The 18,408-nt window shown below is 58.9% G+C and carries 14 protein-coding genes; 5 read left to right on the top strand and 9 right to left on the bottom strand.

Going from position 1 to position 18,408, the window contains the following annotated elements:
- The 5 genes from BZL43_RS04940 to kdgD form a co-directional block, all read right to left on the bottom strand.
- A partial coding sequence (locus BZL43_RS04940) for an AEC family transporter (protein WP_095631268.1) occupies positions 1-795 on the bottom strand: 795 nt, incomplete at its 3' end.
- Positions 796-977: 182 nt separating this feature from the next.
- Complete coding sequence (garD, locus tag BZL43_RS04935; RefSeq protein WP_095631267.1) at positions 978-2,531, bottom strand: galactarate dehydratase; 1,554 nt, start codon at positions 2,529-2,531, stop codon at positions 978-980.
- Positions 2,532-2,542: 11 nt separating this feature from the next.
- Positions 2,543-3,910, bottom strand: a complete 1,368-nt coding sequence (locus tag BZL43_RS04930) for an MFS transporter (RefSeq protein WP_095631266.1) — start codon at positions 3,908-3,910, stop codon at positions 2,543-2,545.
- A 160-nt stretch (positions 3,911-4,070) separates the two neighbouring features.
- Entirely contained in the window at positions 4,071-5,516 is a 1,446-nt protein-coding gene (locus BZL43_RS04925; protein ID WP_095631265.1) for an aldehyde dehydrogenase family protein, read from the bottom strand.
- Between the two features lie 60 nt (positions 5,517-5,576).
- Positions 5,577-6,488 carry a 5-dehydro-4-deoxyglucarate dehydratase gene (kdgD, locus tag BZL43_RS04920; protein WP_095631264.1) on the bottom strand — a complete coding sequence of 304 codons (912 nt, stop codon included), beginning with the start codon at positions 6,486-6,488 and terminating at the stop codon, positions 5,577-5,579.
- Between the two features lie 235 nt (positions 6,489-6,723).
- On the opposite strand from kdgD, the gene BZL43_RS04915 reads away from it, so the two are divergent.
- Together BZL43_RS04915 and BZL43_RS04910 are read left to right on the top strand one after the other, a co-directional pair.
- Positions 6,724-8,055, top strand: coding sequence for a phospholipase (locus BZL43_RS04915; RefSeq protein WP_095631263.1), 1,332 nt, complete (start codon positions 6,724-6,726; stop codon positions 8,053-8,055).
- 14 nt (positions 8,056-8,069) lie between these two features.
- Positions 8,070-8,261: a hypothetical protein gene (locus BZL43_RS04910; protein WP_095631262.1), complete on the top strand. Its 192-nt coding sequence runs from the start codon at positions 8,070-8,072 to the stop codon at positions 8,259-8,261.
- Positions 8,262-8,400: 139 nt separating this feature from the next.
- Here BZL43_RS04910 and BZL43_RS04905 read toward each other — a convergent pair whose 3' ends face one another.
- The 4 genes from BZL43_RS04905 to BZL43_RS04890 form a co-directional block, all read right to left on the bottom strand.
- The gene (locus BZL43_RS04905) at positions 8,401-9,150 is read right to left on the bottom strand and encodes a FadR/GntR family transcriptional regulator (RefSeq protein ID WP_008067294.1); all 750 of its coding nucleotides are present in this window, start codon (positions 9,148-9,150) and stop codon (positions 8,401-8,403) included.
- Between the two features lie 178 nt (positions 9,151-9,328).
- Positions 9,329-11,056, bottom strand: a complete 1,728-nt coding sequence (locus tag BZL43_RS04900) for an ABC transporter ATP-binding protein/permease (RefSeq protein WP_095631261.1) — start codon at positions 11,054-11,056, stop codon at positions 9,329-9,331.
- A gap of 96 nt (positions 11,057-11,152) precedes the next feature.
- A complete protein-coding gene (locus BZL43_RS04895) occupies positions 11,153-11,713 on the bottom strand; it encodes a response regulator transcription factor (RefSeq protein WP_007901386.1) in 561 nt (186 codons plus the stop codon).
- Positions 11,706-12,968 (bottom strand): ATP-binding protein, encoded by a 1,263-nt coding sequence (locus BZL43_RS04890; protein ID WP_095631260.1) that lies wholly within the window; start codon positions 12,966-12,968, stop codon positions 11,706-11,708. The genes BZL43_RS04895 and BZL43_RS04890 overlap by 8 nt, the downstream gene beginning before the upstream one ends.
- Before the next feature lie 417 nt (positions 12,969-13,385).
- Between BZL43_RS04890 and BZL43_RS04885 the strand changes: the two genes are divergently transcribed.
- From BZL43_RS04885 to BZL43_RS04875, 3 genes are all read left to right on the top strand, one after another.
- Positions 13,386-14,099 carry an SIMPL domain-containing protein gene (locus tag BZL43_RS04885; RefSeq protein WP_095631259.1) on the top strand — a complete coding sequence of 238 codons (714 nt, stop codon included), beginning with the start codon at positions 13,386-13,388 and terminating at the stop codon, positions 14,097-14,099.
- Between the two features lie 652 nt (positions 14,100-14,751).
- Positions 14,752-16,377, top strand: a complete 1,626-nt coding sequence (locus BZL43_RS04880) for an ABC transporter substrate-binding protein (protein ID WP_095631258.1) — start codon at positions 14,752-14,754, stop codon at positions 16,375-16,377.
- 300 nt (positions 16,378-16,677) lie between these two features.
- Positions 16,678-18,279 (top strand): ABC transporter substrate-binding protein, encoded by a 1,602-nt coding sequence (locus BZL43_RS04875; RefSeq protein ID WP_095631257.1) that lies wholly within the window; start codon positions 16,678-16,680, stop codon positions 18,277-18,279.
- Positions 18,280-18,408 lie beyond the last annotated feature (129 nt).

The raw sequence follows: 18,408 nt of genomic DNA, 5'->3' as shown, positions 1-18,408 counted from the left end.
GCTGCCGAAGTACAAAAACAGAATCCCCAATTCCGCCCCGCGAAACCCCCAGAGCCAGGCCCCGAATGTTGCCAGCACTGGCAGGCCGATCATCTTCACCAGGCTTGAACTGAGCGCCATCGTGCCGCTTTTGCGCATCGCCGCCAGCGACAACGTGCCCCCGATACAGATCAGCGCCAACGGCAAGGTGGTTTGTGCCAGGTACTGGCCGGACGTTTCCAGCCACCCCGGCAAACCAATCTTGAAGTACGCAAACGGCGTCGCCGCAAACACGCTGATGATCAGCGGGTTAACCATCACGCTTTTGCAGATGCTCCACGGGTCAGACTTGATCACCGGGCTGTAGACCGCCAGCACGATGGTCGAGAGTGTGTTGTAGAACAGGATCACCAACGCCGCGAGAATGGCCCCCAGGGAAATCCCGTAACCACCGTACATGCTCGCCGCCAGCGCCAGGCCGATAACGCCGTTATTACCGCGAAACGCGCCTTGGGTATAGATGCCCCGGTCTTCCCGCGGGCATTTCCAGATCGCCCAGCCCCAGGCAATCGCAAAACTCATCAGCGTGGCAATCGAGAAGTAGATCAGCAGCGCCGGTTGCAGCGCGGCATGCAGGTCGGCATGCAAGATGCCCAGAAACAGCAACGCCGGCATGCTGACGTTGAACACCAGGGCCGACGCGGTATGAATGAAGTTATCGTTGATCCAGTCGATGCGCTTGAGCAGCGCCCCCAGAAACAGCATGGCAAACACCGGCGCGGTGATGTTCAGGGTTTCGAGGAAAATAGCCAGCATGCCGGGGGAACCTTGGGTGGGCGTCGTTAGGGGGCTAATGATAAGCCACTGGGGACGTTGGCGTCTGGTAGAACGCCTTCGCGGGCAAGCCTCGCTCCTACAGGATCGCGTCGTTCGCGGAAAATACGTACGACGCGATCCTGTAGGAGCGAGGCTTGCCCGCGAAGAACGATAACTCGGTCTCAGGTGATCGGCGCAGGGTTGAACAAGGTGATGTCGTTATGCAGCTTATGCTGCTCGGCCCACGTCTGTTTCTTGCCACTGGCCACGTCCAGGTAGTAGTGGAACAACTCCCAGCCAAGCTCTTCGATCGACGCCCGCCCGGTCGCAATGCGCCCGGCGTCGATATCGATCAAATCCGGCCAGCGTTGCGCCAGTTCCGTGCGGGTCGATACCTTCACCACCGGCGCCATCGCCAACCCGTAAGGCGTGCCCCGCCCGGTGGTGAACACATGCAGGTTCATCCCCGCCGCCAACTGCAACGTCCCGCAGACAAAATCACTGGCCGGGGTCGCGCAGAAAATCAGCCCTTTGCGCTTGAACCGTTCGCCGGGGCCCAGTACCCCGTTGATCGCGCTGCTGCCGGACTTGACGATCGAACCCAGCGACTTCTCGACAATGTTCGACAACCCGCCCTTCTTGTTCCCCGGCGTGGTGTTGGCACTGCGATCCGCTTCACCCTTGGCCAGGTAACGGTCGTACCAGTCCATTTCCCGCACCAGCTCCTGAGCCACTTCCTCGGTTTCGGCGCGGGACGTCAGCAGGTAAATCGCGTCGCGCACCTCGGTGACTTCGGAAAACATCACCGTCGCCCCCGCCCGCAATAACAGGTCCGAGGCATAGCCCAGCGCCGGGTTGGCAGTGATGCCAGAGAATGCATCGCTGCCGCCGCACTGCATGCCGAGGATCAACTCGGACGCCGGCACGGTTTCCCGACGACGCAGGTCGAGCTTCTTCAAACGAGTCTCGGCCAGCGCCATGATCTGCTCGATCATCTCGGTGAAACCGTGACTGGAATCTTGCAAGCGGTACAACCACGGCTCGCTCAAATCCACCGAGCTATCGTTTTCGTGCATCACCTGCCCGGCCTGCAATTTCTCGCAGCCCAGGCTGATCACCAGCGCTTCGCCACCCAGGTTCGGGTTGCGCGCCAGGTTGCGCACAGTGCGGATCGGGATGTATGCGTCGGTGGCGGTGATCGCCACGCCACAGCCGTAACTGTGGGTCAGCGCGACCACGTCATCGACGTTCGGGTACTGGGGCAGCAACTCGTCCTTGATGCGTTTCACTGCGTGATCCAGCACGCCGGTAACGCACTGCACGGTGGTGGTGATGCCCAGAATGTTGCGCGTGCCAACGGTGCCGTCGGCGTTGCGAAAACCCTCGAAGGTGAAGCCTTCCAGCGGTGCCTGCGCGGCCGGCACTTCGGTGGACAGCGGCAGGCTGTCCAGCGGTGGCGCGGTCGGCATGCGCAGTTGATCTTCCTTGACCCAGCTGCCGCGAGGGATCGGCTGCAACGCATACCCAATGGTCTGGCCGTAACGAATCACCTGGCCGCCCTGGGGAATGTCCTCGAGAGTGACCTTGTGGCTCTGCGGCACGAAATCCACGGTGACCAGGCCATCGGGGAATTCCGTACCGGCCGGTACGCCCTGATCATTGACCACGATCACCACATTGTCCCGCTCGTGCAGGCGGATGTAGCGCGGCGAGTCGGAATGTTCAATCAACTGCATGACGCCGCTCCTCAGGAATGCGCTTCGGACAATTTACTGTTGGTTTCGGGACCGCTGACAGGCGGCTCTTTGAGCACCACACGTTTGATCGGGCCAACGATCACCAGATAGCTGAAGACTGCAACCAGCGCGTTGCAACCGACGAACACCAGCGCCCATTTGAACGAACCGGTGGAGCTGATGATGTAGCCGATAACGATTGGCGTGGTGATCGACGCAATGTTGCCGAAGGTGTTGAACAGGCCACCGCTCAGACCGGCGATCTGTTTCGGCGAGGTGTCGGACACCACCGCCCAGCCCAACGCGCCCACGCCTTTGCCGAAGAAGGCCAGGGCCATGAAGCCGACGACCATCCATTCCACGTCCACATAGTTGCAGGCCACGATGCTACTGGAAACCAGCAGGCCGGCGATGATCGGCGTCTTGCGGGCGAAGGTCAGCGAGTGGCCTTTGCGCAGCAGATAATCGGAAATCACCCCGCCCAGCACGCCACCGATAAACCCGCAGATCGCCGGAAGCGAGGCAATGAAACCGGCCTTGAGGATGGTCATGCCGCGCTCCTGCACCAGGTACACTGGGAACCAGGTGAGGAAGAAGTAGGTGATGCCGTTGATGCAGTACTGGCCCAGATACACGCCGAGCATCATGCGGTTGGTCAGCAGCTGGCGGATGTAGTCCCACTTCGGACCGTCGCCTTTTTTGCCTTTGCCTTTGTCCTGGTCCATGTCGACCATGCCGCCATTGTCGGCAATGTGCTTGAACTCGGCGTCGTTGATCATCGGGTGTTGGCGCGGGCTGTAGATCACCTTCAGCCAGATCCCCGAAAAGACGATGCCGATCACGCCCATGACGATGAACACGTGCTGCCAGCCAAACGCATAGACGATCCAGCCCATCAGCGGTGCGAACAACACAGTGGCGAAGTATTGCGCCGAGTTGAAGATCGCAGACGCTGTGCCGCGTTCAGCGGTGGGGAACCAGGCTGCCACAATGCGTGCATTGCCGGGGAACGATGGCGCTTCGGCCAGCCCCACCAAAAAGCGCAGCATGAACAGCGCAACCACCGCCGTAGAGAGGCCGAACTCACCGACATAGCCTTGCAGCACGGTGAACAGCGACCAGGTGAAAATGCTCAACGCGTAGATTTTTTTCGAACCGAAACGGTCCAGCAGCCAGCCACCGGGAATTTGCCCGGCCACGTAGGCCCAACCGAATGCGGAGAAGATATAACCGAGGGTGACCGCGTCGATGCCGAGGTCTTTTTGCAGGCTGGAGCCGGCGATTGCGATAGTGGCCCGGTCGGCGTAGTTGATCGTGGTCACCAGAAACAGCATGAGCAAGATCAAATAGCGGACGTGAGTCGGCTTGGTCGATTGCATTGTAGATGTACTCCCACTGATTATTTTTATGCGCGGGTGAATCTTCTTTGGTCGGTCTTTTGTGGGAGCTGGCCTGCCAGCGATACAGGCCACGCGGTGTGTCAGTCACACCGCGATGATGCTATCGCCGGCAGGCCAGCTCCCACAGGTATTACGTGGATCAGGAGCCGATGTAGCTGGTCTTCACGACCGTATAAAACTCTTGCGCATAGCGACCTTGCTCACGTGAGCCATAGGATGAACCCTTACGCCCACCGAACGGAACGTGGTAATCCACGCCGGCGGTCGGCAGGTTGACCATCACCATCCCGGCCTGGGAGTGGCGCTTGAAGTGGTTGGCGTATTTCAGCGATGTGGTGGCGATACCCGCCGACAGACCGAACTCCGTGTCGTTGGCCATGGCCAGCGCGGCCTCGTAATCAGCCACGCGAACGACATTGGCCACCGGGCCGAAGATCTCTTCGCGGCTGATGCGCATCGCCGCTGTGCTGTCGGCGAACAAGGTCGGCGCGAGGAAGTAGCCTTCGGTGTCGCACGTCACCAGAGCACCGCCACTGACCAGACGCGCACCTTCGCCCTGGCCGATGTCGATGTATTTCATGTCCTGTTCAAGCTGAGCCTGCGAGACGACCGGACCGATATCGGTGCCGGTTTTCAGCGCGTGACCGACCTTGATCGACTTCATGCGCTCGGCCATGGCGTCGACGAATTTGTCGTGAATCCCGGCGGTGACGATGAAGCGGCTCGAGGCGGTGCAACGCTGCCCGGTGGAGTAGAACGCGCTCTGTACCGACAGTTCGACCGCTTGCTTGAGGTCGGCATCATCGAGAATGATCTGCGGGTTCTTGCCGCCCATTTCCAGCTGAACCTTGGCCTGGCGCGATACGCAGCTGACAGCGATCTGCCGACCGACACCGACGGAGCCAGTGAAGCTGATGCCGTCGACTTTCGGACTCTGCACCAGCGCATCGCCAACCACCCGACCGCTGCCCATCACCAGGTTGAACACGCCAGCGGGGAAGCCGGCGCGGGAGATGATTTCCGCCAGCGCCCAGGCACAGCCCGGTACCAGATCGGCAGGCTTGAGCACGACGCAATTGCCGTAAGCCAGGGCCGGTGCGATTTTCCACGCCGGGATCGCAATCGGGAAGTTCCACGGAGTGATCAAGCCGACCACACCCAACGCTTCGCGGGTCACTTCGACGTTGACGCCCGGACGCACCGACGGCAAATAGTCGCCGGACAGGCGCAGGCATTCACCGGCGAAGAACTTGAAGATGTTGCCGGCGCGAGTCACTTCGCCGATGGCTTCGGGCAGGGTCTTGCCCTCTTCCCGAGCCAGCAAGGTGCCAAGCTCTTCGCGACGGGCAAGGATCTCGCTGCCGACTTTATCCAGGGCATCGTGACGTGCCTGAATGCCCGAAGTGGACCAGGCCGGGAACGCGGCGCGGGCGGCGTCGATGGCGGCGTGAACCTGGGCCAGATCAGCCTTGGCGTAATCGCCGAGGGAATCGGTCAGCTCCGAGGGGTTGATGTTGGCGCAGTAATCACTGCCCGCCACCCATTCGCCGTTGATGTAGTTGTCGTAACGCTTTGCATCAGCCACTTGAAGATCTCCTCACGCAACAAGCCGCTGATTGCTCAGCGGCCTTGGTTTTATCGAGTGTTATTGCGCACCTTGCTTGTCGATCAGCGCGGCGAGCATTTCGTACTCTTCGCCCGTCAGATCGGTCAGCGGCGCACGCACCGGACCTGCGTCGAAGCCGGCGATTTTCGCCCCGGCCTTGACGATGCTCACCGCGTAACCGGCCTTGCGGTTACGAATGTCCAGGTACGGCAGGAAGAAGTCGTCGATGATCTTGCCAACGGTGGCGTGATCTTCGCGAGCAATGGCGTGGTAGAAATCCATCGCGGTTTTCGGGATGAAGTTGAACACCGCCGAGGAATAAACCGGCACGCCCAGCGCCTTGTAAGCCGCGGCGTAGACTTCAGCGGTCGGCAAACCGCCCAGATAGCTGAAACGATCACCGAGGCGGCGACGGATCGACACCATCAACTCGATATCGCCCAGGCCATCCTTGTAACCAATCAGGTTCGGGCAGCGCTCGGCCAGACGTTCCAGCAAAGGAGCGGTCAGGCGGCAAACGTTGCGGTTGTAAACCACCACGCCGATTTTTACCGATTTGCAGACCGCTTCAACGTGGTCGGCAACGCCGTCCTGGCTGGCTTCGGTCAGATAGTGCGGCAGCAGCAACAGGCCTTTGGCGCCCAAACGTTCGGCTTCCTGAGCGTATTCGATGGCCTGGCGGGTGGCGCCGCCTACGCCGGCAAGAATCGGCACGCTGGTGGAGCAAGTGTCGACGGCAGTCTTGATGATTTCCGAATATTCGCTGGCCGCCAGAGAGAAGAACTCACCGGTGCCGCCCGCGGCGAACAATGCCGAGGCGCCGTATGGGGCCAGCCATTCGAGACGCTTGATGTAGCCCGCGCGATGGAAATCGCCCTGGGCATTGAAGTCGGTGACCGGGAACGACAGCAGGCCGGAAGAGAGGATGGACTTCAGTTCTTGTGGATTCATTATTCGAACACCCTGGGTAGCAACGTTGTGTGAGAAAACCGTTCAGCCTTCGCCGAAGTTGTAGGTCATCGTACAACTTAAAATACAACCGTCAACTGCATTTCATCGTGAGCCGCAAAATCTGCGTCGGAAAAAGTAATCCCTTGACGTGGGAAATTTCTCATCTATGATCCAGATAACTGTATATGCATACAGTTAAATTTGATTCTACCTACGACATATCAAGGAGCTAGAAATGTCAGGTGTACACGCACAATCGAAGGAAAAAACCCGACAGATCATCGCCGATCTGGATGATCTTTTTACCGAGCACGGCATCGCCCTTTCTGGCAATGGCGACACGCTTAAACTCACCGCCGGCAGCCATCACGGCCTCAAGCAGCAGCGCCAGGACCCGCTGCCGACCCCAACGAAAAATACGCTGAAAGGCGCGCCGCAATTGAGGTTTGAGGGTGCAGAACATACCGCGATCGGCGACAGCACCCTGCTGCGCTTCGTCAAGGATGCGCCTGCCATACCGGCCTCTGAGGTGGAGTTGCATTTGCCCAATGGCCTGGCATTGACCTATGGGCAAGTGATTGCGCTGGGGGGTGATTTTTATGGAATTCCCGACCAACCGATCTGCGAAGGCGCTACAGCGGCGGACCGAATCCAGCGCTTTACCAACGCCTTCAATTCCCTGGCGGTTCTGCCGGCCTCAAACGCCGAGGCGAAGTTGATCCTAGGTGTCATGCAGAAAGAAATCGCCGCCATCAATCAAGCGATCAGGGACGGTAAAGAGCCTCATGAGGCTTATGACGTCTTGGGTGATACGTTGTCGGAAGAGTGGAACAAGATCACCGGCGGCGGCAGTTTCGTCTCGGCGCTGTTCCCGTTGGGGCGCTATCTGAAACTGGCCGCCAACAATGCCGACCACTTTGCCGAATGGGCACTGCTGGCTTACATCGCCGGGCACACGGCAGCGCTGCAACAAGCGGTGCTGGCCCACAACAGCGGCGATGAAAAGCAGCTGGAGCTGGCCTATGCGATGAACGCTTTTGCCGATCACTCCTTGACCGACCTGTATTCCGCCGGTCACCTGCGTGTCCCGCGCAAACAGTTGGCGGCGGTGGTCACGCCCAGCGATCTCGGCTCGTTGATTACCCGCTTCATGCACGATGAAGACAGCAAGTTCGGCCTCAACGTGAGCAATGGCAACGGCGATCGCTGGCACGCCTACGGCGACAAGCGCTACTTCGACACCATCGACAGCGCCAATCGCGCCCAGGTCAATCAAGCGGTACAGGTGTCTGCGGATGAAGTGTTCGCGGCGTACCTCAGCGGCACTGCTCCATCGGCCGGCAGTTTTGCTGCGTTGAAAAGACTGCCCGACCTGCAAGCGGTTCTGAACCCGGCCGGCAATTTCTCGCCACTGTTCAAGGTCGAGGGTGACAAGGTATTGCGGCGCAAGGACGTCAACAATTTGAACGACACCGCCACCGTGGACGACTGGTGGGGCTGGAGCACGTATCTGCTGCTCAAGGATTACCAACCAACTGGCGTGCTGAATTCAGCGGCCAATGCCTGATAAGGAAATCACTGATGACTATCAAACTGAAACTGGAACTGGCTTCTGGCCAATCGCTCAAAGGCGCGCCGCTGGAGTTGCTGTCCAAAGGCTTGCCGATCGCCCGGGCACTTGTAGATGAGCGCGGGCATGCGGTTTTCGATGCCAAACCTGGGGCTGCCGGGTTGGCGGTGAGAGTGGATCGGGGAATTTTGGAGACAATCTGAAAGATTAATTGACGGCGACTGACCCCATCGCGGGCAAGCCCGGCTCCCACAGGTTTCTGTGTGCGCTCACACTGTTGTGATCGACACAAAAACCTGTGGGAGCCGGGCTTGCCCGCGATGGCGTTCTTTCTGGTGACGCTCAGCCCCGCTGCGCCTGCGCCTCTTCATGGGCCTGGCGCAACCGCTCGCGGCTATTCGTCAAATGCAACCGCATCGCCGCCCGCGCCGCATCGGAATCCTGGCGCGCAATCGCATCGTAAATCTCTTCATGCTCACGACTCAGGCGACTCATGTAGTGCTGCTGGTCGTCGTGGGCCAGGCGCGCGGAGTTCAGGCGTGTGCGCGGAATGATGCTGGTACCCAAGTGGGTCATGATGTCGGTGAAGTAGCGATTGCCGGTGGCCAGGGCAATCTGCAGGTGGAACTGGAAGTCGGACGCCACGGCATCGCTGGCGTGGGAAACGCTTTCATTGAGGGCGTCCAGCGCCGCTCGCATCAACGCCAACTGCTCAGGAGTGCGACGTTGCGCGGCAAGGCCGGCGGATTCCACTTCCAGGCTGATGCGCAACTCCAGAATTGCCAGCACATCGCGCAAGGTCACCACGGTGGCCGGGTCGATCCGGAAACCGCTCGGGCTCGGCGTATCGAGCACGAAGGTGCCGATGCCGTGACGGGTTTCGACCTGGCCTGCGGCCTGCAAACGTGAAATCGCTTCGCGCACCACGGTGCGACTGACGCCATGGGCATCCATGATCGCCGACTCGGTGGGCAACTTGTCGCCACGCTTGAGGTGACCGTCGCGGATCTGCTCGGACAGCACCGTCACCAGTTCCTGAGCGAGGCTGCGGCGCTTGCGAGGGAGGCGAGGTGCGTCGATCGGGTTTTCCATGGTGAACGTCTGTCTCGAAAATTCGGCTGAAGCCGCATCATAGCGCATGCGAGTTGTACGATCACCACCACACCCGTAGGAGCGAGGCTTGCCCGTGAAGAACAATAACGTGGTCCTCAGTCGGAAACCGCGTGAAGGCCTTCGCGGGCAAGCCTCGCTCCTACAGAGGGTGTGGTGTTCAGGCGGTCACGGTCTGGTCCACCAGATGCCCATTCTCGATCCGCACATGCCGTGGGTGGAAACGTTTCAGGCTGCTGCGATGGCCGACGCTGACAATGCTCAGCCCAGGCAATTCATCGATCAACGCCTGATACAGCGACGCCTCATCCTCTTCATCCATCGCCGACGTCGCCTCATCCATGTACAACCATTGCGGCGCGTACAGCAGCGCACGGGCAAAGGCCAGTCGTTGCTGCTCACCCGGTGAAAGCATGCGCTGCCAGTGATTGGCTTCATCCAGACGCCCAATCAAGTGTGGCAAGCGGCAGGTTTCCAGGACGTGGACGTAACGCTCATGCGGGTAGGTGTCGCCCGGCTGTGGATAACTCAGCACCTCGCGCAGGGTGCCAATCGGCAGATAAGGTTTTTGCGGCAGGAACAGATACCGTCCTGTCGGCAGACGGATGCTGCCATGGCCAGCCGGCCAAAGGTGCCCCATCGCCCGCAGCAACGTTGATTTGCCGCTGCCGGAACGACCGCTGAGCATGACACGCTCGCCCTCCTCCACCGTCATATCGGCGTTGGTCAGCAGGTGACGACCGTCAGCGAGGTCGAGGCCAAGGTTTTGTACTTTCAAGGCCGTGCCCTGGTTTTGCACGTCGATGGCCGGTGCGCGCTCTTCATTGTCGGTCATGGCCTGACGGAAACTCAGCAGGCGATCACAGGTCGCACGCCACTCGGCGAGGTCCTGGTACGCGCTGATGAACCAGCTGAAGTTCTCCTGGACGTTGCCGAACGCGGAGTTGATTTGCATCAGTTCACCAAGTTCGATCTTGCCGGCGAAGTAACGCGGCGCCGCGACCATGAACGGGAAGATAATTGCGATCTGGGCATAACCGGAGGTGAAGAAGGTCAGGCGCTTGGACACCTTCATGATGTCCCAGAAGTTGTGCCAGACCAGCCCGAAACGGCTGCTCAAGCGACGATTCTCGTTGGGCTCGCCGTTGTACAGCGCAATGCTTTCGGCATTCTCGCGAACCCGCACCATGGAGAAACGCAAGTCGGCTTCGAAACGTTGCTGGTTGTTGTTAAGACCGATCAAGCGACGACCGATCACATGGGTCAGCCAGCTGCCGACGGCGGCATAAACCAGTGCGCACCAGAACATGTAGCCGGGGATCGTGAAGCCAAGCACTTCGATACTGCCCGATACGCCCCACAAAATGATCGAGAACGACACCAGGCTGACGATGTTACGGATCAGACCAAGGCCCAGGCCCAAGGTATTGGTAGTGAACTTGTTGAGGTCTTCGGAAATCCGCTGGTCCGGGTTATCGGTGTAACCGCCCTGCTCCAGCTGGTAGTAATTCTTGTTGGCGAGCCAACGGGTAAAGTGTTTCTCGGTGAGCCAGGCCCGCCAGCGAATGGTCAGCATCTGAGTCAGATACAGCCGGTATACAGCGCCGAGAATCGCCACGGCAGCGATGCCGCAAAAATACAGAATCAACTGCCAGAACGCCGCGTCATCCTTCCTCTGCAGGGCGTTATAGAAATCCTTGTACCAACTGTTGATCCACACCGAAATCGCCACGCTGAACAATGACAGCGCAATCACCGCGATCAGCAATGTCCAGGCCTTGCCCTTCTCTTCGCTGTGCCAGTAAGGCGTGGTCATCGCCCAGACTTTGCGAAAAAACTGCCCGCGCACAGCATCGTTGACCGCGGAATATTCAGCGTTCTGGTTCATGGAAAAGGCTCGATAAAGAAAAGAACACACACGAACCGATCATAAAGGATCGGTTCGTGTTATCGCGAGGGCTGGCGATAATCGTTCAGCGTCCGTTCAGCGACGGACCGGGCGCTTCTGCAGTTTGCGCTGCAACGTGCGGCGGTGCATGCCCAGGGCGCGGGCGGTAGCGGAGATGTTGCCTTCGTGCTCGGTCAATACGCGCTGGATGTGCTCCCACTGGAGACGGTCCACGGACATCGGGTTTTCCGGCACCAGCGTGTCGAGGTCGGCGTGCTCGGAGAGCAACGCGGCCAGCACGTCATCGGCGTCCGCCGGTTTGCACAAATAATTGCAGGCGCCACGCTTGATTGCCTCGACAGCGGTGGCAATGCTCGAATAACCGGTGAGGATCACCACGCGCATTTCCGGATCGAGCTCAAGCAATTTGGGCAGCAATACCAGGCCCGAATCGCCGTCCATCTTCAGATCCAGCGCGGCGTAATCCGGAATGTCGGCCTGGGCGATAGTCAGGCCTTCTTCGGCGGAACCTGCTGTGCTGACGCGAAACCCGCGACGGGCCATGGCGCGGGCCATCACGCGGGTGAAGGTTGCGTCGTCGTCTACCAGCAGCAAATGCGGCAGTTCTTCGCCTTCGACTTGGATCTCGTCACTCATGTTCGTCTCCTCGGGCGACACGGGGCAGGCGCAGCTCGGTAAGCGTGCCACCTTCCTCATGACTGTAGAGTTTCACTGAGCCGCCGGCGCGTGTCACGCTGGCCTTGCTCAAAAACAGGCCCAGGCCGAAACCTTTGCCCTTGGTGGTAAAAAACGGTTTGCCAATTTGCTCGGCAATGGCCAATGGCACACCGGCGCCATGGTCGCGAATGCTGATGGTCACGTCCTCGGCATTCCAGTCCAGGGTCACTTGCAAGCCTTCGGGGCACGCGTCGGCGGCATTGTTCAGCAAATTCAGCAGGGCCTGGGTCAGGTCCGGTGGTGGCGCCATGCGCGGCACGGTCCCCTGGCCCAGGCGCTGGAAGCGGTAACTGGCTTCCGGGCGCATCAAGTGCCAGCGGTTCAGGGCTTCGTCGAGCCAGTCGGTGACGTCTTGCATCTCCACCGCCAGGCGACGATTGGCTTCCGCCGCCCGGACCAACTGCTGCAAGGTTTCTTTGCAGAGTTTGACCTGATCCTGCAACACGCTCAAATCCTCCTGCAACAGCGGGTCGGGATGGTCCTGGCGCATTTCCTTGAGTAGCACGCTCATGGTCGCCAGCGGTGTGCCCAGTTCATGGGCCGCACCGGCAGCCTGGGTGGCGACGGCCAGCAATTGCTGATCGCGCAGGCCTTCTTCGCGACGTATGGCACGCAATTCTTCCTGACGACGCAGCTCCTCGGCCATGCGGGCGGCGAAGAATGTGATCACCGCCGCTGCCAGGGCGAAGCTCAGCCACATGCCGTAGATCTGCAGGTTTTCCCTGGCGATCGGGAACGTTTCCAACGGGTAGAACTGCGCCAGCAGCAACGTGTAAAGCGTCAGGGCGATACCCGACAAAATCACCGAATAGCGCCACGGCAGCGTCACGGCGGCGATGGTCAACGGCACCAGGTAATAAGAAACGAACGGATTGGTAGAACCGCCGGAGAAATACAGCAAGGCACTGTGGATAAACAGGTCACAGGCCAGTTGCAAGGCGTATTCGAGCTCAGTCACCGGCCACGAGGTGCGTAGACGAACCGCCGTGAACGCGCACAGCAACATCGAGCAACCCAGGGTCATTGCCAGTTGCACCCATGGCAACGGCAACAAGTCGAACCAGTAGGCCAGCCCCACAGAGCCGGCCTGAGCGGCCAGCACCAAGGTGCGGATGAACGTGAGCCGCCAGAGGTTCTGGCGAGTGGCGGAAGTAATTTGAACGGGGGCGAGCATGAGCTCTCCTGATGAGCGCTCCAGGCGGATCGCACGGAGTATAACCAAGCCGCGGGCCTGAGAGGCAAAAGTGCGGCAAACGACCACAGCTACCAAGCAGTGTATCTGTGACGAACTAACCTGTTTGGACCGGGGACATGGTGAACCTGTGGCGAGGGGGCTTGCCCCCGTTGGACTGCGCAGCAGTCCCAGATCGGCTGACGCGGTTTGTCTGATAACACACCGTGGCTGGTTTTGGGACTGCTTCGCAGTCCAACGGGGGCAAGCCCCCTCGCCACAGCAAGCGCCTCGCCAAAGGGCTAGCTGCCTTCCATCTGTATAGAAGTTGTAACTGTGCGAACCGGACCATTGAAGCTAGAGTCTGATGGTTTCACGCAGGTTCGGACCTTAACCCCTGCGCACTCCAAGGAGCTTTTCATGCACACATTGCGCCGCAGCGCCGCCCTTCTTGCCTTAAGCGTAGGCACCGTCGCCAGCCTTCCGGCCCTGGCCGTCGACGAGCTGCATTACAACCAGATCTCCCTGCGCGCCGAAGTCAGCCAGGAAGTGGCCCGCGACCTGATGATCGTGACCCTCTACACCGAAGAGCAAAACAGCGACCCGGCCAAACTCGCCGCCGACGTCAGCACCACCATGAACAAGGCACTGGCCCAGGCTAAAGAAGTCAAAGACATCACCCTGCGTCAGGGCAGCCGCAACAGTTACCCGATCTACGACACCAAAGGCCAGAAAATCACCGGCTGGCGCGAACGTGCCGAACTGCGCCTGGAAAGCTCGGACTTCGCCGCCCTCTCCAAACTCACCGGCGAACTGCTCACCGACCTGAAAATGGGCGGCATGGACTTCGCCATCGCGACGCCAACCCGCAAAGCCAGCGAAGACGCCCTGCTCAAAGAAGCCGTGACCGCCTTCAAGTCCCGCGCCCAACTGGCCACCGATGCCCTGGGCGGCAAGAGCTACAAAATCGTCAACCTGAACCTCAACAGCAACGGTTATCCACAGCCGTACATGCGCGGGCCGATGATGAAAGCCGCCGCCATGGATTCAGCGCCCGTGACGCCCGAGGTTGAAGCGGGTACTAGCCAGGTCAGCATGACGGCGGATGGGGCGATTGAAGTGTTGATGCAGTGATTGGATAAGTCGGTACAAAAAACGGCGATCACCGAAGTGATCGCCGTTTTTTTATTTTTCGCGAACTATCTGCCGCCATCGCGAGCAGGCTCGCTCCCACCTTAGATCTGTGTCGTAGATAAAATCCATGTACACCCTCAATCCCTGTGGGAGCGAGCCTGCTCGCGATGAACGATAACGCGGTCTACGCCAGATCGACGTTATCCAACGCCCGGTTCACCGCCAACTCCGCGAGCATGATGACCTGTTGGATTGAGCCCTGAGAGTCACCAAGGTGATGACCAGGTTCCGCGCCAAGGGGGGAAATATTCCAGCCTCTGAGCACGGAAGTGACCGTCTTCAAGACTCAATCCGTTCGGCCTCACACCTTCTATGAGTGGGTATAAATAAGTAACACCAGGCGCCAACCGGGTGCGCCAGATGGGCCGATTGCCCTGTGTCGGTGCGCGATTTGCACCGTAAAAAACCTGCGCAAACGGTCAAATGCGTCAGTATTTATACATATGCGACATTAAGGTACGTTCGTTCCACTGTTTAAGGTTTGGAGCCATTCAGGATCTTGCATTGGGTATGGCCCCTGCATAAGTATCCGCAGGTCGACTCACGAGGTCGTCCTCTAATTCCAAAAATGACAACAAATCATGAGGCCACCATGCTTAAACACGCGGTCATTCCGTTTTTAGTCGGCGCAAGCTTGTTAGCCAGCGCACCATTCGCCTTCGCGGCGACTAACCTGGTGTTTTGCTCCGAAGGGAGCCCGGCCGGTTTCGATCCTGGTCAGTACACCACCGGAACCGACTTCGACGCCTCTGCCGAGACCATGTTCAACCGCCTGACCCAGTTCGAGCGCGGCGGCACCGCCGTTGTTCCTGGCCTGGCGACCCAGTGGGACATTTCCGATGATGGCCTGACTTACACCTTCCACCTGCGTGAAGGCGTCAAGTTCCACACCACCCCGTACTTCAAGCCAACTCGTGAGTTCAACGCCGACGACGTGCTGTTCACCTTTAATCGCATGATTAACAAGGATGATCCGTTCCGTAAGGTCTATCCGACTGAATTCCCGTACTTCACCGACATGGGGATGGATACCAACATCACCAAGATCGATAAAGTCGACGACCATACGGTCAAGTTCACTCTCAAAGAAGTGGATGCCGCGTTCATCCAGAACATGGCCATGAGTTTCGCCTCGATCCATTCCGCCGAGTACGCTGCCCAGCTGCTCAAGGAAGGCAAAGCCGCCGACATCAACCAGAAGCCGGTCGGTACTGGCCCGTTCGTGTTCAAGAGCTACCAGAAAGACTCCAACATCCGCTATACCGGCAACAAGGACTACTGGAAGCCTGACGACGTGAAGATCGACAACCTGATCTTCGCCATCACCACCGACCCGTCGGTACGCATCCAGAAGCTGAAAAAGAACGAGTGTCAGATCACCCTGTTTCCTCGTCCGGCCGATCTGAAGGCGCTCAAGGAAGACAAAACCCTGAAGGTGCCGGACCAGGCCGGTTTCAACCTGGGTTACATCGCCTACAACGTGATGGACAAGATCAAGGGCAGCGATCAGCCAAACCCGATGGCGCAGCTGAAAGTGCGTCAGGCACTGGACATGGCCGTCAACAAGCAGCAGATCATCGATTCGGTTTACCAGGGTGCTGGCCAGCTGGCCGTCAACGCCATGCCACCGACCCAATGGTCTTATGACACCACCATCAAGGACACGCCGTACAACCCTGAGAAAGCCAAGGAGCTGCTCAAGGAAGCCGGCATCAAGGAAGGCACCGAGATCAACCTGTGGGCCATGCCGGTGCAACGTCCCTATAACCCCAACGCCAAGCTGATGGCCGAAATGCTCCAGTCCGATTGGGCCAAGGTCGGTATCAAGGCCAAGATCGTCACCTACGAATGGGGCGAGTACATCAAGCGCTCCAAAGGCGGCGAAAACGGCGCGATGCTGATTGGCTGGAGCGGCGACAACGGTGACCCGGACAACTGGCTGAACGTGCTGTTCGGCTGCGACTCGTTGCAGGGCAACAACTTCTCCAAATGGTGCGACAAGACGTTCGACGGCATCGTCAAAGAAGCCAAGCGTACGACCGATCAGGCCAAGCGCACCGAACTGTACAAGCAGGCTCAACACGTCCTCAAAGACGCCGTTCCAATGACACCTATCGCTCACTCAACGGTGTTCCAACCCATGCGCAACAACGTGCAGGATTTCAAGATCAGCCCGTTTGGCTTGAACTCCTTCTACGGCGTCAGCGTCAGCAAATAAGAAAAGCAGCGGCGACGTCTTCAGCGGCGCCGCTGTTTTTTTTCTGCCGATAAGTAGGAATTTGCCTACATCCAAATCCGCTGTCTTGTACAGCCAGGATTAGGACGCGTTGACAATTCCTACGAGTTTTTAGGACACAGCGCAATTTACTGCCAGACCCACGGCCCCTACCGTCGGGATCTGACCAGCAATTGCGTGGCTATCGGTTTGCTGCCCGTATTGGTTTGAGCTCAATGCGCCACAACATCCCCCGACGGGGTCGCGGCGCATTGAATAAACACTACAAAAAGAGGGAGCGTCATGCGCCATACATTGGTTTTATCCGCATTGCTGGGCACCGGCCTGCTGGCCGTCACTTCCATCGGCCAGGCCGCCAATAACAGCCTGGTGTTTTGTTCCGAAGGCAGCCCCGCCGGTTTCGACACCGCGCAGTACACTACGGCGACCGATAACGACGCCGCGGAACCGCTGTACAACCGATTGGCAGAATTTGAAAAAGGCGCCACCAACGTCGTACCAGGCCTGGCAACGAGCTGGGACGTTTCCGAGGACGGCCTCAAATACACTTTTCACCTGCGTGAAGGGGTGAAATTTCATACCACCAAATATTTCACGCCGACCCGCGATTTCAACGCCGATGACGTGCTGTTTACCTTCAATCGCATGCTCGATCCGCAACAACCCTTCCGAAAGGCTTACCCGACTGAGTTCCCGTACTTCAACGGGATGAGCCTGAACAAGAACATCGCCAAGGTCGAGAAGACCGGACCATTGACCGTGGTAATGACGCTCAACAGCGTTGACGCCGCGTTCATCCAGAACATCGCCATGAGCTTCGCCGCGATCCTGTCCGCCGAATACGCCGATCAATTGCTGGCCTCCGGCAAGCCGAGCGACATCAACCAGAAGCCGATCGGCACGGGCCCGTTCGTGTTCAAGAGCTATCAGAAAGATTCCAGCATCCGTTACAGCGGTAACAAGCAGTATTGGGACCCGAGCCGGGTCAAGCTGGACAACCTGATTTTCGCCATCAATACCGACGCCTCGGTGCGCGTGCAGAAGCTCAGGGCCAACGAATGCCAGATCACGCTTCATCCACGCCCCGCCGACGTGACCGCGCTGAAAAACGATCCGAAACTGCAATTGATCGAAAAGCCTGGCTTCAACCTGGGTTACATCGCCTATAACGTGCGGCACAAACCGTTCGATCAGCTCCAAGTGCGCCAGGCGCTGGACATGGCGGTGAACAAGCAAGGCATTCTCAACGCGGTCTATCAAGGCGCCGGTCAACTGGCAATGAACGCCATGCCACCGACTCAATGGTCCTACGACGAGACGATTAAAGACGCCGCCTACAACCCGGAAAAGGCCAAGGAATTGCTCAAGGCCGCCGGTGTCAAGGAAGGCACTGAAATCACCCTCTGGGCCATGCCGGTGCAACGTCCCTATAACCCCAACGCCAAGTTGATGGCCGAAATGCTCCAGGCGGATTGGGCGAAGATCGGCCTCAAGGTCAATATCGTCAGCTACGAATGGGGCGAGTACATCAAGCGCACCAAGAACGGCGAGCACGACATCAGCCTCATCGGCTGGACCGGTGACAATGGCGATCCGGACAACTGGCTCGGCACGCTGTACAGCTGCGATGCCATTGGCGGCAACAACTATTCCATGTGGTGTGATCCGGCTTACGACAAGCTGATCAAGCAGGCCAAGGTCGTCACCGATCGCGACCAGCGCACCGTGCTCTACAAACAGGCTCAGCAATTGCTCAAGCAGCAAGTGCCGATCACGCCTGTCGCTCACTCGACGGTCAACCAGCCGTTGAGCGCCAACGTCGAAGGATTCAAGGTGAGTCCTTTCGGTCGCAACGTGTTCTCGGGCGTCAGCATCGACCAATAACCAATTAGCCAGAACGCTGGGGGCGGCTTGCGCCCTCACGCAAGCGTATTGCCGTAATTCGCCAATCCGGCCTATAGCAAACGTTTGCAATGCCTGAATGTGTTCTAAACAAATAGCCGGATCACCAAA

This window comes from Pseudomonas sp. PICF141, assembly GCF_002286815.1.
Classification (GTDB): domain Bacteria; phylum Pseudomonadota; class Gammaproteobacteria; order Pseudomonadales; family Pseudomonadaceae; genus Aquipseudomonas.
The sequence above is the reverse complement of the archived record's forward strand: the minus strand, read 5'-3'. Positions and strand labels throughout refer to the sequence as shown.

Excerpts from the sequence above, each read along its gene's own strand:
- garD (WP_095631267.1), bottom strand. The coding sequence starts at position 2,531 with ATGCAGTTGATTGAACATTCCGACTCGCCGCGCTACATCCGCCTGCAC.
- BZL43_RS04930 (WP_095631266.1), bottom strand. The coding sequence starts at position 3,910 with ATGCAATCGACCAAGCCGACTCACGTCCGCTATTTGATCTTGCTCATG.
- kdgD (WP_095631264.1), bottom strand. The coding sequence starts at position 6,488 with ATGAATCCACAAGAACTGAAGTCCATCCTCTCTTCCGGCCTGCTGTCG.
- BZL43_RS04915 (WP_095631263.1), top strand. The coding sequence starts at position 6,724 with ATGTCAGGTGTACACGCACAATCGAAGGAAAAAACCCGACAGATCATC.
- BZL43_RS04910 (WP_095631262.1), top strand. The coding sequence starts at position 8,070 with ATGACTATCAAACTGAAACTGGAACTGGCTTCTGGCCAATCGCTCAAA.
- BZL43_RS04905 (WP_008067294.1), bottom strand. The coding sequence starts at position 9,150 with ATGGAAAACCCGATCGACGCACCTCGCCTCCCTCGCAAGCGCCGCAGC.
- BZL43_RS04900 (WP_095631261.1), bottom strand. The coding sequence starts at position 11,056 with ATGAACCAGAACGCTGAATATTCCGCGGTCAACGATGCTGTGCGCGGG.
- BZL43_RS04895 (WP_007901386.1), bottom strand. The coding sequence starts at position 11,713 with ATGAGTGACGAGATCCAAGTCGAAGGCGAAGAACTGCCGCATTTGCTG.
- BZL43_RS04890 (WP_095631260.1), bottom strand. The coding sequence starts at position 12,968 with ATGCTCGCCCCCGTTCAAATTACTTCCGCCACTCGCCAGAACCTCTGG.
- BZL43_RS04885 (WP_095631259.1), top strand. The coding sequence starts at position 13,386 with ATGCACACATTGCGCCGCAGCGCCGCCCTTCTTGCCTTAAGCGTAGGC.
- BZL43_RS04880 (WP_095631258.1), top strand. The coding sequence starts at position 14,752 with ATGCTTAAACACGCGGTCATTCCGTTTTTAGTCGGCGCAAGCTTGTTA.
- BZL43_RS04875 (WP_095631257.1), top strand. The coding sequence starts at position 16,678 with ATGCGCCATACATTGGTTTTATCCGCATTGCTGGGCACCGGCCTGCTG.